This is a genomic window from Cupriavidus sp. 05T313 (genome assembly GCF_056396665.1).
The window spans coordinates 14733-29473 of the sequence record NZ_JBFTLX010000090.1; the positions used below are offsets into that span (position 1 = coordinate 14733).

Consider the following 14741-nt stretch of genomic DNA (forward strand, 5'->3'; position numbering starts at 1 on the left):
TCAGTGAACTCTCCCGAGCCAACCGGCGCCCCCCGCGCCTTGCCTGAAGCCGCCAGCCCCGCCCAACTGGACGCGGCTGCGGCCGTCCCGCCGTTCACGACCGTGCCCGGCTTTGCCGACCTGGGAGCGCGCTTCTTTACCCGGCTTGCCCCGACGCCGCTACCCTCCCCACGGCTGGTAAGCGTATCGCCGGCGGCCGCCGGCCTGCTGGGCTGGAACGCGGATGATGCAACACAGCGTAGCTTCATCGAAATTTTTGCAGGAAATCACGTACCCGAGTGGGCGGATCCTCTTGCCAGCGTCTATTCCGGCCACCAGTTCGGCGTCTGGGCCGGCCAGCTGGGCGACGGGCGCGCGATCCGCCTGGCGGAAGCGCGCACCGCCGGCGGCCCCTGGGAAATCCAGCTCAAGGGCGCGGGCATGACGCCCTACTCGCGCATGGCAGACGGCCGCGCCGTGCTGCGCTCCTCGATCCGTGAATACCTGTGCTCGGAAGCCATGTTCGCGCTGGGCGTGCCCACCACCCGCGCCATGTGCATCGTCGGCTCGGACGCTCCTGTGCGACGCGAAACCATCGAGACCGCCTCCGTGGTGACACGGCTGGCGCCCTCCTTCATCCGTTTCGGCCATTTCGAGCATTTCGCCGCGCGCGAGGATATCGGCGCGCTGCGCCAGCTCGCGGACTTCGTCATCAACCGCTTCATGCCGGAATGCCGCGAGGACAAGCAGCCGTACCAGGCGTTGCTGCGCGAAGTCTCGCTGCGCACCGCGGACCTGATGGCGCATTGGCAGGCGGTAGGCTTCTGCCACGGCGTGATGAATACCGACAATATGTCGATTCTCGGCCTGACCATCGACTACGGCCCCTTCGGCTTCCTCGATGCCTTCGACGCCAACCACATCTGCAACCACACGGACACGCAGGGCCGCTACGCCTACAGCCAGCAGCCGCAGGTTGCGTTCTGGAACCTCCATTGCCTGGCCCAGGCGCTGATGCCGCTGTGGCGCGAGGGCGATGGCAAGGACGAAGGCGAAGCCGGCAAGGCCGCCACCGATGCCGCGGTGCAAGCCGCGCGCGCCGCGCTCGATCCGTTCCGCGAGCGCTATGCCGCGGCCTTTTTCCGGCAATACCGCGACAAGCTGGGCCTGCGTCCAACGGGCGCCGGCGACGAGGACGACGAACCGCTGCTGACCGACCTGTTCCAGTTGCTCCACACACAGCGCGTGGACTACACCTTGTTCTGGCGCAATCTCGCCCGCATCTCTTCCGTCGATGGCAGCCAGGATGCGCCGGTGCGCGACCTGTTCCTGGATCGCGCGGCATGGGATGCCTGGGCCGACAAGTACCGCGCACGGCTGCGTGCCGAGAACTCCGTCGACGCCGCGCGGGCGGTGGCCATGCTGGCGGTCAACCCCAAGTACGTACTGCGCAACCACCTGGCCGAAACCGCCATCCGCCGTGCTCGCGAGAACGATTTCAGCGAGGTTGACCGCCTGCTGGCTGTGCTGTCGCGCCCTTTCGACGAGCAGCCCGAAGCGGAAGGCTATGCCGCGTTGCCGCCGGACTGGGCCGCGGGGCTGGAAGTGAGCTGTTCGTCATAAGCACGCGGCCACGCTGTAAGGATTGGCAGTCGAGATACGACCAACTGGCCGTGGGTGACGAAAAGCGATCGTTTCCCAGCCAACCAGAAAGGAAAGCCGGATATGACCACGCAAAAGACCGAAGCCGAGTGGCGCGAGCAACTCTCCGACATCGAATACCGCGTTGCCCGCGAGGCGGCCACCGAAAGGCCCTTCACCGGCCGCTACTGGGACCACTGGGAGCGCGGCACCTACCGCTGCGTCGGCTGCGGCACGCCGCTGTTCGAAGCCAGCACCAAGTTCGACGCCGGTTGCGGCTGGCCCAGCTACTTCCGCCCCATCAACGGCGAGGTGATCGATGAGCACACCGACCGCACCCACGGCATGGTACGGGTGGAAGTCCGCTGCAAGGAATGCGGCAGCCATCTCGGCCATGTTTTCGAAGATGGCCCTGCGCCCACCGGTCTGCGCTACTGCATCAACTCGGCTGCGCTAAAATTCGATGAGCGCGACCCCGCCGACTTCGATGCGGGTGACGCCGCGCCGACATCGCCCGACACGCCGCGCTAAGCCCGAACCGCCCGCGCGGCGGTTCGCCGCCAACCCTGTCCTCGACCTTGCGTCGCTCAATCCAGTCCGCATGAAATTCCTGTTCGACCTGTTTCCGGTCATCCTGTTCTTCGTCGCCTTCAAGTTCGCGGGCATCTACGCCGCCACCGGAGTGGCCATCGCCGCCACCGTGGTGCAGATCGGCTGGGTCTGGCTGCGCCACCGCAAGGTCGAGCCGATGCAGTGGGTCAGCCTGGTGATCATCTCGGTGTTCGGCGGCGCCACGCTGCTGCTGCACAACGAGACCTTCATCAAGTGGAAGCCCACCGTGCTGTACTGGCTGTTTGCCGCCACGCTGACGCTGTCGGCGCTGATCTGGCGCAAGAACCTGATCCGCGCCATGCTGGGCAAGCAGGTGACCATGCCGGAAGCCGCCTGGGGCAAGCTCAACGCCGCCTGGGCCGCCTTCTTCGCCGTGATGGGCGTGGTCAACCTCTACGTGGCGTACCAGTTCTCCACCGATGCCTGGGTCAATTTCAAGCTGTTCGGCAGCATGGGCCTGATGCTGGTGTTCATCCTGGCGCAAAGCGTCTGGCTGTCGCGCCACATGCAGGAAAACACCTCCGAGTAAGCGCCCCGGCGGGCCGTTCCCGCCGCGCCTTCCAAGACTGACCGTCCGGCCCCGGCCGGACTCCCACCAGGACAAGCACAAACGCCGATGGCCGCAGAACCCGCACAAATCGAAGCCCTGCTGCGCGCAGCCCTTTCTCCCTCCCGCGTAGAGGTGCGCGACGACAGCGCGCTGCACGCCGGCCATGCCGGCGCCGCCTCCGGCGGCGGGCACTATCACGTGACCATCGTCAGCGGGCAATTTGCCGGCAGCACCAGGGTGGCACGCCACCGCATGGTGTATGATGCGCTGCGCGATCTGTTCCCCACGCAAATCCATGCGCTGGCAGTGACGGCGCTGACCGACCAAGAACTTGAATCCCGCGAAACCTCCCGCGATTCCTCGAGCAACTCTCAGACCTGATTCCATGAAGACCACAGTCCTCTCGTTCAGCCTGGCGGCTGTGCTTGCCGCTGGCAGCTTGCCCGCCCTCGCCCAGAACGCCGCCGTCGTGAATGGCAAGGCGATCCCCTCGGCCAAGCTGGACAAGCTGATAGCCGGCACCGGACAGCCTCCCAGCGCAGAACTGCGCGACCGTGCCCGCACCATGCTGATCGACCGTGAGCTGCTGCTGCAGGAAGCCAACAAGCGCGGCCTGACCCAGCGCGATGACCTGCAGGAACAACTGGAACAGGCCAAGCTCAATGTGCTGGCCGGTGCCGTCTTCGAAGACTACGTCAAGACCCACGGCGCCAGCGACGAAGAACTGCGCAAGCAATACGACAAGATCAAGTCCCAGTTCGGCAGCGGCAAGGAATACCACGCCCGCCACATCCTGGTGGAAAAAGAAGCCGACGCGCGCGCCATCATCGCCAAGATCAAGGCCGGCGCCAAGTTCGAAGACCTGGCCAAGGCCTCGTCCAAGGACCCGGGCTCCGCGGCCAACGGCGGCGATCTTGACTGGGCCAACAGCAGCAGCTACGTGCCGGAATTCTCCGCCGCCATGACGGGGCTGAAGAAGGGCCAGATGACCGAGACCCCGGTCAAGACCCAGTTCGGCTGGCACATCATCCAGCTCGACGACGTGCGCGACGCCAAGATCCCGWCCTTCGAAGAAGTCAAGCCGCAGCTGSWRCAGATGCTGATGGGCGACCAGRACTGGCAGCGCGAGCAGTTCCAGGYGATGATGAAGTCGMTCAAGGAAAAGGCCAAGATCCAGTAAGCTGGATTCAGCCCTGGCAGTAAGACGAAACCGGCGCCGATGGCGCCGGTTTTGTTTTTGTGGCCCGCGGCTGCGGCTTACTTCAACCGCATGTTTGCTCCCCTCTCCCACTTGTGGGAGAGCAAGCCGGGGGAGAGGGAGTGACAGCCGTCGTCATTTCAGACGGTTTTGGCGCGTCTTGCCTGCTTCGTTCAGTACCTCGGGCGGCTCGCCCAGCGTACCCAGATACCCATGCGCAGCCCCCCGCAGCCGCCGCATCAGCCGCGGAAAATCGATTTCCTCCCCTTCGTCGATGCAGGCATGCGAGATCAGGCCGTAGACGATGGCCTGCAGCGTCACCGAGGCCTCCTCGATCACCGGGGCTGGCGGCGCGTCGGCGGCGCTTTGCAGCGCCCGGCTCCACAGCACCACGAACCTCCCATACATCTTTCGATACGCCGCGCGCCCCGAATAGTGCCGCTCCAGCAGGTAGACCGGCCCCCACCGCTCCGGCGTCTCCCGGTGGTGCCCGACATTGACGGCAATCAGCGCGTCCACGATCACTGCGATGGGCTCGCCCCGGCGTTGCGCCAGGCATTCGTCCATGGACTGCACGATGCGCTTGGCACGCAGATGCAGGCAAACACGGGCCAATTCTTCCTTGCTGCCGAAGTACTCATAGAAGGTACCCAGCCCCACCCCGGCCAGGTCGACGATGGCGCGAATCGTCACTTGCCCGTAATCCTGCCCGGCCAAAAGCCGAACAAAGGCCTCCTGAATGGCCAGCGAGGTCTGCCACGAGCGCGACTGCACCGGCTTGCGGCGAGGTTTTTCCGGGCCTTTCTGCTGTGGGTTCATGGTGCTCCGAAAGCCGAACATGCAGGCTGGGCATTGTATCTAGAATGACCTTTCGAATCTAACGGGCGGCAGCGAGCCCTGCCAGTCCGGCCCAAGGAGACAGCCCGCAATGAACGCCACCCATGCCATCACCAACCAGGTCCCCGAACTCAAGGACTACAACCTCTACACCAGCGACCCCGGCATCCGGCGTGCCGTGGAACGCGCCGGCGCGGCCTGGAACGAAGCCGAGCTTGAACGCCAGGGCGCGGTACTCGGCGCCGAGGCAACCATCCGCCACGCCGAGGATGCCAACCGCCACCACCCCGAGCTGCATACGCACTCGCGCATCGGCGAGCGCATCGACCAGGTCCGCTTCCACCCCGGCTGGCACGCGATGATGACCATCGCGCGCAGGAGCGGCCTGGCCAACCTGCCCTTCGCCGATACGCGCCCGTCCGCCTGGGCCTCGTATGCAGCCTCGCTTTACATGCACTGCCAGATCGAGTCCGGCTCGCTCTGCCCCACCAACATGACCCAGGCCTGCATCCCCGTGCTGCGCAAGGAGCCGGACCTGTTCGCGCAGCTCGGCGGCAAGCTGCTGACCCCGGCCTACGATCCGCGCGACATCCCCATCGAGCAAAAGCCGTCGATCAACGTAGGCATGGGCATGACGGAGAAGCAAGGCGGCTCCGACGTGCGCGCCAATACCACCCGCGCGGTACCCGGCCGCGGCGAGGGACGCGGCGCCGAGTACCTGATCACTGGCCACAAGTGGTTCTTCTCCTCGCCGATGTCGGATGCCCACCTGGTACTGGCCAATACCGAAGCCGGCTCCTCCTGCTTCTTCGTGCCGCGCTGGCGGCCCGACGGCAGCAAGAACCCCATCGAGATCCAGCGCCTGAAGGACAAGGTGGGCAACCGTTCCAACGCCAGCAGCGAAGTGGAATTCCGTGAAGCCTGGGGCATCATGGTGGGCGACGAGGGCCGCGGCATTCCCACCATCCTGGAGATGGCCACCTACAGCCGCCTGAACTGCGCACTCTCCAGCGCGGGCTTCCTGCGCCAGGCGCTGGTGCAGTGCCTGCACTATGCGCGCCACCGCAGCGCCTTCGGCAAGCCGCTGATCCGCCAGCCGCTGATGGTCAGGCTGCTGGCCGACATGGCGCTGGAGGCGGAAGCCGCGATGCTGCTGGCGATGGACCTGGCCACCGCCTTCGAAGCCACCGGCGATCCCGCCCGTCTCGCATGGCGCCGCATCCTCACGCCCGCCTCCAAGTTCTGGATCTGCAAGCGCGCGGTTGAAATGACCGGCGAGGCAATGGAAGTTTTCGGCGGCAACGGCTATGTGGAGGAAGGCCCGATGGGCCGGCTGTTCCGCGAAGCGCCCGTCAACTCGATCTGGGAAGGCTCGGGCAACGTGATGTGCCTGGACGTGCTGCGCGCCATCGGCCGCAACCCAGAGGATTACCTGCGCGTGCTGGACCAGATGAGCGTCGTGGGCGCGGGCGAGCCGCGCATCCAGGCCAGCGTGGCGGCATTGCGCGCGGCGCTGCGCCTGCCCGAGGAAGAGCAGCAGGCCGAGGCCCGCCGCACCACCGCGCGGCTGGTGCTGACCGCCCAGGCCTGCCTGATGCTCCAGCATGCCGATGCGGCCACCGCCGGCGCCTTCCTGGCCAGCCGCTTCGACCCGGAATGGGGTGCCGTCATGGGCATCAGCGCGGGCGGTGGCGATGCCGCGCGCATCCTCGAACAGGCCTGGGCCGCCTGACGCTGTCCTTGCGGACAAGATGCGCCTCGCAGGATGGATCGCCGGTCAGGCTGCGCAGAGTTCCAGCAGTTGTTCGTCGCGGAAGCCCCATTGCGCCGGGTCCTCGAAGCTCACGATGGTGTCTTCCGCCTCGCTCAGGTCCAGTGTTTCGGGGCCCACCTGCGCGGCCTCGCTCAGCGAGTAGAACACCTTGACCCGCGGGCGCAGCGGCTCGTTGTCGTTCTGTGCAAACACCACCGCCAGCCGTCCGGAGCGCAAGCGCAGCACCGTGCCCAGCGGATAGATGCCGATCGACCTGGTGAAAGCCTGGAACACGGTGCGGTCGAACAAGGTATCGACCCGCACCGCCATGTATTCGAGCGCCCGCGCCGGCGTCCAGGCCTGGTGCCCCGGGCGGCTGGAGGTCAGCGAGTCATAGGTGTCGCACACCGCCGCGATCTTGGCGTGCACGCTGATCTCATGCCCATGCAGGCCGAACGGATAGCCGCGCCCGTCGATCCGTTCGTGATGGTGCACGCAGACATCGAGCGGGATATTGCTGTAGAGCCTGGCCTCGTTGAGGATGCGATAGCCGACGGACGGATGGCGCTGCACCATGGCCATCTCCGCGGCGGTCATGTCGCCACGCTTGTGCAGTACCTGGGTGGGAATGGAAATCTTGCCGATATCGTGCACCAGGCCCGCCAGGCCGAGTTGCTGCACCTCGCCATTGTCCAGCCCGAGGGTACGTCCGAGCGCGATCATCAACGCGCAGACCGCGAAGGAATGCAGATAGGTGTAGTCGTCCCGGACCTTGAGCCGCGCCAGCGCGATCAGGGCCTGCGAATGGCGCGTCAGCGAATTCGATACGGAGTCGACCAGCATCAGGGCGCCCTCCACTTCGAGCGCGCGGCCCATGCGGGCGTCGGTGAACATCGAGCCGACCACCGCCTTGCCGTTCTTCATGACTTCCCGCGCGAGCCCGAACTCCACCTCCAGCGATACCGCCGATTGCGGCACGGCGCTGGCCGGCTCGTCGGCCACGGGTTTCACGCTCAGCGATCCGGTTGCCGCCAGCTGCACGGGCGGCGGAATGCCTTTGCCCTTGAGCAGGTCGATCCATACCTCCTCGACCTTGGAGGCAATCATCTGGTCGATCTGTTCCTGGCTGTTCACCAGGAACCGCGACCGCCAGAAGGGATGCTCAATCCATGGCCCGCCCACCCTGGCCACGAACATTCCAACTTGAAGCTGCCGGGTCTTGATCCGCTTCAGCATGCCAGCTCCTCGCGTACAGATTGAATAAGGCGTGGTCGCTTAACGGCAGCAAGCCGGAATACTTTAGGGCTGACGGATTCTTTCCGTGCCGCCAACGCCAGCCCCGCCATGCGGGATGGCTATGATTTTGCCCACAATCGGTAGTTTCCAGGAACGGACTTAGCCGGGAAACCGGCGCATCGACGCACGACGCTTCCGGCCCGGGCGCGGCGAGGCCGAACATAAGCCTCACAGGGCAGCAGGGATTACGGTGGATGGATCCGGGGCGAAGCCGCGCGGCTCCACGGAGCCGGCGCTGACGCGGGCACCTCAGCCCTTGCCCTGCCCCTTGCCGGCAGCGGCCTTCCCCCGGGGCCGCCTGACGACACGCGCTGGCGCGGCCTCCGCCTCCCCGGCCTGGGCTGACTTCATGAAGCTGCTTTCGCTGGTGGTCACGCCCACCACCCTGGCGAGCTGCCGGCTTACGCTGACGTAGGCATGGCCCATGCGGGCATCGAAGTACAGCGCGTCGCCGCGCGCCAGGTGCACCTTCTCGCCGTTGTCGAAATGCACCTCGACCTCGCCGGTGAGCACGTAGACAAATTCCTCGCCGGGATGGCGGGCGAAGTCCTCGGGGCCTTCGATGCGGCGCGCATGCACGGTGCCGATCACCGGGCTCATCTGCTTGCCCACCGCCTCGGTGCCAAGAAACTCATAGGAAAACGAAGAGCCCCGGTAGGTCACGCCCTCGCCGGCCCGCGTCACGACGGGCCCCTGGAACGGCGACGTCTTCACGCCCGCGCCGGCGAACATCGAGCCCATATCCATCTGCAGCGCCTTGCCCAGCGCGGCAAAATTCTCGTAGCCCAATGCAAGTTGCCCGCGTTCCGCGCGCGAGATGGTGGTGATGGAAACACCGGAGAGTTCGGCGAGGTGYGCGAGCGTCCAGCCGAAGGCCTTGCGCGCCGTGCGCAGACGCTTGCCAAAGGTCTCGCGGTCGAGCGTGCGCGAGTCGTCGCCAGACTCGTCGCTGTCGTCGCTGCCGCGCCCCGGGGCGATATGTGTTTTCAAGCCTGCGTCCTTTTTTCCGTTGGGCCGGATGCTATCAGACGGCACCGCCGGGTACATCCCATGCTGCTCACTCTAGTGGAAAATTTGCGTATTCGCAATTTGCATATTCGCAAATTCTTGAATACACTCACTCGCATTCCAAAGCACTCGCGTCCTGTCATCCGGGTCGCGGGCCAGGGCGGCCATGGCATCCGGACACTGGCGGCGCTGGGGCAAAACCTGCGCCGCGCTGGCGCCCGCGCTTCCCGCCTCGTCCGGGCTTACCCGAGAACGGGCCCGCGCTGCAGCATCGACCTGAATCGCATCTGTCCTCCAACCGCCCAACCAGGAGTTCACCACCGTGCGTGTCTTCAGTGCCTCCCTCGCCACCGAAACCAACACCTTCGCGCCGATGCCGACGGGCCTCGCTTCCTTCCGGGACCGCGGCTACTTCCCCGCCGGCCAGCATCCCGGCCAGATGACCTTCTTCTCCGGCCCGCTGTGGGCCGCCCGGCTGCGTGGCAAGGAGCGCGGCTGGCAGTTGTCCGAAGGCATGGTGGCCGGCGCGCAGCCCAGCGGCACCACCACCCGCCATGCCTACGAAACCCTGCGCGACGAACTGCTGGCCGACCTGCGCGCGGCACTGCCGGTGGACATGGTGCTGCTCGGCCTGCACGGCGCGATGGTGGCCGAGGGCTACGACGACTGCGAGGGCGACCTTCTGCAGCGCGTGCGGGCCATGGTCGGGCCCGGCGTGGTGATCGGCGCGGAGCTGGATCCGCACAGCCACCTGACGCCGGAGATGGTGGCGCACGCCGACCTGCTGATCGCCTTCAAGGAATACCCGCACACCGACGTGCTGGAGCGCGCGCTGGAACTGGTCGACCTGTGCGCGGCCAAGGTGGAAGGCAAGGTCCGGCCGGTGGCGTCGGTGGTCGACTGCGAGATGATCGTCACCGTCCATACCTCGCGCGAGCCCGCGCGCGGCTTCGTGGACCGCATCCAGTCGCTGGAAGGCCGGGACGGCGTGCTGTCGGTCTCCATAGCGCACGGCTTCTCCTGGGGCGACGTGCCGGGCATGGGCACCAAGGTGCTGGTCTACACCGATGGCGACCAGGCCAGGGCCGATGCGCTGGCCCGCCAGCTGGCCGATGAGTTGATCGGCATGCGCGAGGCGCTCACGGTGCCCTACCCGGACATCGACACCGCGCTCGACGAGGCGCTGGCCTTCGACGGCGGACCCGTGGTGCTGGCCGATGGCGCCGACAACCCGGGCGGCGGCGCGGCAAGCGACTCCACCTTCATCCTGCGCCGCATGATCGAGCGCGGCATCGGCAACGCGGCGATCGGCCCGATGTGGGACCCGATCGCGGCGCGCATCGCCTTCGACGCCGGCGTCGGCGCGCGGCTGGCGATGCGAATCGGCGGCAAGATCAGCCCTCTCTCGGGCGATCCGCTGGACCTGGACTGCACGGTCAAGGCGCTGCAAGCCGACATGGTCATGACCGGCTTGTCGAACACCCCGGTACAGATGGGCGACTGCGCGCTGGTGGAAGCCAACGGCATCGACATCGTGCTGATCACGCTGCGCAACCAGGCGATGGGCACGGACCTCTTCACACAGCTGGGATGCGACCTTGCCCGCAAGAAGATCATCGTGGTCAAGTCCTCGCAGCATTTCTACGCGTCGTTCTCGAAGGTGGCGAAGCACGTGATCTACGCGGGCGCCCCCGGTGCCGTGACGCTCGATCTCACAACGCTGCCCTACCGCAAGGTTCGCCGTCCCAAGTGGCCGCTCGACAGCGCCGCGGCCTGAGCACCGCCCGCCTGTCTACAACGATAACGACGATAACGACGACAAAGGAGACTCGCAGATGAAACTGAATGCCCCGCTGTCCGCCGCCCTCGCGGCGAGCGCCCTCGCCCTGGCTGGTGCCAGCCTTCCCGTGCTGGCCCAGACCAAGACGCTCAAGGTGGTGGCGCACGCCGACCTGAAGATCCTCGACCCGACCTTTACCACGGCCTACATCACGCGCAACTTCGGCTACATGGTGTACGACACGCTGTTCGCGCAGGATGCAAGCGGCAAGCCGCAGCCCCAGATGGTGGAGAAGTACAGCAGCTCGAAGGACGGCAAGCAGTGGAGCTTCACCTTGCGCCCCGGCCTGAAATTCTCGGATGGCAGCCCCGTCACTGCCGCCGACGCAGTCGCATCGCTGCAGCGCTGGGGCGCGCGCGACAGCCTGGGCCGCGCCATGGGCGATGCCGGCGCGGAGTGGAAGGCCGTCGACGCGCGCAATTTCACGCTGACGCTCAAGGAGCCCTTTGGCATGGTGCTCGACGCGCTGGCCAAGCCCTCGGGATYTCCCCCGGTGATCCTGCCCGAGCGCCTGGCCAGGATGCCAGCCACCGCGCCGCTGCCCGAGGTGATCGGCTCCGGCCCCTTCGTCTTCAAGCGCGACGAATGGGTACCGGGCAACAAGGCGGTATTCGTGCGCAACCCGCACTACGTGGCGCGCAGCGAACCGGCGAGCGGTCTCGCCGGCAGCAAGAAGAGCCAGTTCGAGCGCGTCGAATGGCTCTACCTGCCGGACGCCAACAGCGCCATCGCGGCGCTCAAGCGCGGCGAGGTCGATCTGGTCGAACAGGTGCCGCCCGACTATATCGCCCCGCTGCGTGCCGACACCAGCGTCAAGATCGGCTCGGGCGGCGCCTACCAGGGCGTGCTGGTGATGAACCAGCTCCATCCGCCCTTCAACAACCCGAAGGTACGCCAGGCCTTCCTGCAGGCAGTGAGCCAGGACCGCTTCACCGCGGCCATGGGGTATCCGCTCGATATGCGCATGAACTACTGCGCCACCTATTTCATCTGCGGCGGCGCCAACGATACGTCGGCCGGTGCCGAACCCTACCGCAAGGCCGACCTGGCCCGCGCCAAGCAGTTGCTGGGCGCGGCCGGCTACAAGGGCGAGAAGGTGGTGGTGCTGGTACCGACCGACGTGCCCCAGCTCAACGCCGAAGCCCTGATGGCGGCGCAGACCATGCGCAGCATGGGCATGAACGTGGACATGCAGAACATGGACTGGGCCTCCATCGGCGCGCGCCGCGCCAAGCGCGACGCGCCCGAGGCCGGCGGCTGGAATATGTACGTGACCGTGGCGGGCGAGTTCGATTCGAATTCACCGGTCACCAATGCCTACCTCAGCGCCGCTTGCGGCAACAGCCTGCCCGGCTGGCCCTGCGACAAGCCGCTCGACGAGCTGCGCACAGCCTGGATCCGCGAGACCGTGCCGGCCAGGCGCAAGGAACTGCTCGATGCGTTCCAGAAGCGCGCCTATGAGGCCGTGCCCTACGTGAACGCCGGCCAGTACTCGGCGGCCTTCGCGGCGCGCGCCAGCCTCAAGGGCATCGACAAGCTGTGGGCCGGCATGCCCACGGTCTGGATGCTCGACAAGTAAGAAAGAGAACGAAGAACGACCCCACCGAGGAGACACGACGATGGGCTACCTGCTCAGACGCCTGGCCGCGACGCTACCCGTGATGGCGGTGGTAGCCGTGGTGGTATTCCTGCTGATCCACCTGTCGCCGGGCGACCCGGCGGCGCTGATCGCCGGCGACCTCGCGACGGTCGACGACATCGCCAGGCTGCGCGGCGCGCTGGGCCTTGACCAGCCGCTGTGGCGGCAGTTCGCGCTGTGGACCGGCCGGCTTGCCACCGGCGATCTCGGCACCTCGATCTTCACCCAGGTACCGGTGGCCCGGTTGCTGGCGCAGCGCCTGGAGCCCACCGTCTCCATCGCCGCGCTGACGATGCTGCTGACCTTGCTGGTCGCGGTGCCGCTGGGCACGCTGGCGGCCTACCGCGCCGGCAGCTGGATCGACCGGCTGGTGATGCTGTTCGCGGTGCTGGCCTTCTCGCTGCCGGTGTTCCTGGTGGGCTACCTGCTGGTTTATGCCTTCGCCATCCAGCTGCCGTGGTTCCCGGTACAGGGCTACGCGCGCCTTGCCGACGGCGCCGGCGAATGGTTGCGCAGCCTGGTGCTGCCCTGCATCAATCTGGCGCTGGTCTATATCGCGCTGGTGACCCGCATGACGCGCGCCACCGTGCTCGAAGTGCTGCACGAGGACTACATCCGCACCGCGCGCGCCAAGGGCCTGGGCGTGCTGCCGGTGCTGGGCCATGCGCTGCGCAACGCGGCGATCCCGATCGCCACCACGATCGGCGTCGGCATCGCGCTGCTGATCGGCGGCGTGGTCGTTACCGAGACCGTGTTCGCCATTCCCGGCGTCGGCCGCCTGGTGGTCGACTCGGTACAGCGTCACGACTACCCGGTGATCCAGAGCGTGCTGCTGATCTCGGCCGGCGTGTACGTGCTGATCAACCTGATGATCGACCTGAGCTACCGGCTGTTCGATCCGCGCATCAAGTACTGAGCGCCTTTCCTTGCCGCGAGACCTGCTGACATGACCACTTCCCTGCCCGTGACCGAAGGCGCCGCCCCCGAAGGGGTGGCCGCCGACGACGCGCCCTTCGTGCTGCCGCGCTGGCACTGGGCGCGCAAGCATCCCACGCTGATCATCGGCGCGCTGCTGCTGATCGCGATCGCCGTGCTCTCCATCGGCGCGCCCTGGATTGCCACCATCGACCCCCAGGACATCGACCCGCTGGCGCGCATGCAGCCGCCCTCGGCCGAGCACTGGTTCGGCACCGACGCGCTGGGCCGCGACGTGTTCAGCCGCGCGGTCTGGGGCGGCCGCGTCTCCATGATCGTCGGCCTCTCGGTCGGCCTGCTCGCGACCGTGCTCGGCGTGCTGCTCGGCCTCACCGCGGGCTTTGTGCGCTGGGCCGATGCCTTCGTGATGCGCGTGATGGACGGCCTGATGGCTATCCCCGGCATCTTGCTGGCGATCGCGCTGATGGCCGTCACGCAGGCCAGCCTGACCGCCGTGATCGTCGCCATCACCATCCCCGAGGTTCCGCGCGTGGTGCGGCTGGTGCGCTCGCTGGCGCTGACCCTGCGCGAGCAGCTCTTCGTCGAGGCGGCGCATGCGGTAGGCACCCGCCTGCCGGTGATCCTGGCGCGCCACGTGGTGCCCAATATGGTGGCGCCCCTGATCGTGCAGGCCACGTTCGTGGCCGCCGCCGCCGTGCTGACCGAAGCGGCACTGTCTTTCCTCGGCGTAGGCGTCCCGGCGCAGACGCCAAGCTGGGGCAACATGATGGCCGAGGGCCGCAACTTCGTGGCCGTGGCCTTCCACATCATCCTGTACCCCGGCATCCTGCTGGCCGCGACGGTGCTGGCGATCAACCTGCTGGGCGACGGCTTGCGCGATGCGCTCGATCCGCGCCTGGCGCGGCAACTCTGAACCAGGGAGCGCATTCATGACGATGACGATGTCCCGCGCCGCCATGGCCACCGGCGAGCCGCTGCTCGAAGTCGACGAGCTTTACACCCATTTCGATACGCTCACCGGCCCCGCCCGCTCGGTCGACGGCGTCTCCTACACGGTATGCGCCGGCCAGACCCTTGGCGTGGTTGGCGAGTCGGGCTGCGGCAAGAGCGTGACGGCACTGTCGGTCATGCGGCTGCTGCCGACGCCGCCGGCGCGCATCCGCGGCAACCGCATCTCGATGATCTTCCAGGAGCCGATGACCTCGCTGAACCCGGTGCTCACGATCGGCCGCCAGATCGCCGAGACGGTGCGCCTGCATCAGGGTGCAAGCCGTGCCGGCGCGATGCGGCGCGCGGTGGAAATGCTGCGCCTGGTGCAGATCCCCGAGCCCGAGCGCCGCGTCAACGAGTATCCGCACCAGCTGTCCGGCGGCATGCGGCAGCGCGTGATGATCGCGCTGGCGCTGGCCTGCAACCCCGAAGTGCTGATCGCCGACGAGCCCACCACCGCGC

Annotated in this window: 14 protein-coding genes; 11 read left to right on the plus strand and 3 right to left on the minus strand. The window is 67.0% G+C overall.

The window, feature by feature from the left end; all coding sequences use genetic code 11:
* Positions 1-39: 39 nt before the first annotated feature.
* The 5 genes from AC1DKD_RS19970 (at position 40) to AC1DKD_RS19990 (ending at position 3962) form a co-directional block, all read left to right on the plus strand.
* On the plus strand, positions 40-1602 hold the full coding sequence (locus tag AC1DKD_RS19970) for a protein adenylyltransferase SelO (RefSeq protein WP_441628710.1): 1563 nt from the start codon (positions 40-42) through the stop codon (positions 1600-1602).
* 102 nt (positions 1603-1704) lie between these two features.
* Positions 1705-2151: a peptide-methionine (R)-S-oxide reductase MsrB gene (gene msrB, locus AC1DKD_RS19975; RefSeq protein ID WP_035867745.1), complete on the plus strand. Its 447-nt coding sequence runs from the start codon at positions 1705-1707 to the stop codon at positions 2149-2151.
* A 70-nt stretch (positions 2152-2221) separates the two neighbouring features.
* Entirely contained in the window at positions 2222-2761 is a 540-nt protein-coding gene (locus AC1DKD_RS19980; RefSeq protein WP_035867747.1) for a septation protein A, read from the plus strand.
* 87 nt (positions 2762-2848) lie between these two features.
* Positions 2849-3163 carry a BolA family protein gene (locus AC1DKD_RS19985; protein ID WP_045236318.1) on the plus strand — a complete coding sequence of 105 codons (315 nt, stop codon included), beginning with the start codon at positions 2849-2851 and terminating at the stop codon, positions 3161-3163.
* 4 nt (positions 3164-3167) lie between these two features.
* Positions 3168-3962: a peptidylprolyl isomerase gene (locus AC1DKD_RS19990; protein ID WP_477143615.1), complete on the plus strand. Its 795-nt coding sequence runs from the start codon at positions 3168-3170 to the stop codon at positions 3960-3962.
* 153 nt (positions 3963-4115) lie between these two features.
* On the opposite strand, the gene AC1DKD_RS19995 is transcribed toward AC1DKD_RS19990, so the two are convergent.
* On the minus strand, positions 4116-4799 hold the full coding sequence (locus AC1DKD_RS19995; RefSeq protein ID WP_441628672.1) for a TetR/AcrR family transcriptional regulator: 684 nt from the start codon (positions 4797-4799) through the stop codon (positions 4116-4118).
* Between the two features lie 109 nt (positions 4800-4908).
* Between AC1DKD_RS19995 and AC1DKD_RS20000 the strand changes: the two genes are divergently transcribed.
* Positions 4909-6549 carry an acyl-CoA dehydrogenase family protein gene (locus AC1DKD_RS20000; protein ID WP_441628674.1) on the plus strand — a complete coding sequence of 547 codons (1641 nt, stop codon included), beginning with the start codon at positions 4909-4911 and terminating at the stop codon, positions 6547-6549.
* Between the two features lie 45 nt (positions 6550-6594).
* Here AC1DKD_RS20000 and AC1DKD_RS20005 read toward each other — a convergent pair whose 3' ends face one another.
* Positions 6595-7806, minus strand: coding sequence for an HD-GYP domain-containing protein (locus AC1DKD_RS20005; protein WP_441628676.1), 1212 nt, complete (start codon positions 7804-7806; stop codon positions 6595-6597).
* A 309-nt stretch (positions 7807-8115) separates the two neighbouring features.
* Complete coding sequence (locus AC1DKD_RS20010; protein WP_441628678.1) at positions 8116-8856, minus strand: helix-turn-helix domain-containing protein; 741 nt, start codon at positions 8854-8856, stop codon at positions 8116-8118.
* A 340-nt stretch (positions 8857-9196) separates the two neighbouring features.
* Between AC1DKD_RS20010 and AC1DKD_RS20015 the strand changes: the two genes are divergently transcribed.
* From AC1DKD_RS20015 to AC1DKD_RS20035, 5 genes are all read left to right on the plus strand, one after another.
* Positions 9197-10651: a M81 family metallopeptidase gene (locus AC1DKD_RS20015; RefSeq protein WP_441628680.1), complete on the plus strand. Its 1455-nt coding sequence runs from the start codon at positions 9197-9199 to the stop codon at positions 10649-10651.
* 58 nt (positions 10652-10709) lie between these two features.
* Positions 10710-12293, plus strand: a complete 1584-nt coding sequence (locus AC1DKD_RS20020) for an ABC transporter substrate-binding protein (protein ID WP_477143616.1) — start codon at positions 10710-10712, stop codon at positions 12291-12293.
* A 40-nt stretch (positions 12294-12333) separates the two neighbouring features.
* On the plus strand, positions 12334-13269 hold the full coding sequence (locus AC1DKD_RS20025; protein ID WP_441628684.1) for an ABC transporter permease: 936 nt from the start codon (positions 12334-12336) through the stop codon (positions 13267-13269).
* Positions 13270-13299: 30 nt separating this feature from the next.
* Entirely contained in the window at positions 13300-14202 is a 903-nt protein-coding gene (locus tag AC1DKD_RS20030; RefSeq protein WP_441628686.1) for an ABC transporter permease, read from the plus strand.
* A gap of 16 nt (positions 14203-14218) precedes the next feature.
* Positions 14219-14741: ABC transporter ATP-binding protein (locus AC1DKD_RS20035; protein WP_477143617.1), on the plus strand; the 523-nt coding region annotated here is incomplete at its 3' end.

Coding starts and splice junctions, on each gene's coding strand:
- AC1DKD_RS20000 (WP_441628674.1), top strand. CDS start 4,909: ATGAACGCCACCCATGCCATCACCAACCAGGTCCCCGAACTCAAGGAC.
- AC1DKD_RS19985 (WP_045236318.1), top strand. CDS start 2,849: ATGGCCGCAGAACCCGCACAAATCGAAGCCCTGCTGCGCGCAGCCCTT.
- AC1DKD_RS20005 (WP_441628676.1), bottom strand. CDS start 7,806: ATGCTGAAGCGGATCAAGACCCGGCAGCTTCAAGTTGGAATGTTCGTG.
- AC1DKD_RS19995 (WP_441628672.1), bottom strand. CDS start 4,799: ATGAACCCACAGCAGAAAGGCCCGGAAAAACCTCGCCGCAAGCCGGTG.
- msrB (WP_035867745.1), top strand. CDS start 1,705: ATGACCACGCAAAAGACCGAAGCCGAGTGGCGCGAGCAACTCTCCGAC.
- AC1DKD_RS20025 (WP_441628684.1), top strand. CDS start 12,334: ATGGGCTACCTGCTCAGACGCCTGGCCGCGACGCTACCCGTGATGGCG.
- AC1DKD_RS20030 (WP_441628686.1), top strand. CDS start 13,300: ATGACCACTTCCCTGCCCGTGACCGAAGGCGCCGCCCCCGAAGGGGTG.
- AC1DKD_RS19980 (WP_035867747.1), top strand. CDS start 2,222: ATGAAATTCCTGTTCGACCTGTTTCCGGTCATCCTGTTCTTCGTCGCC.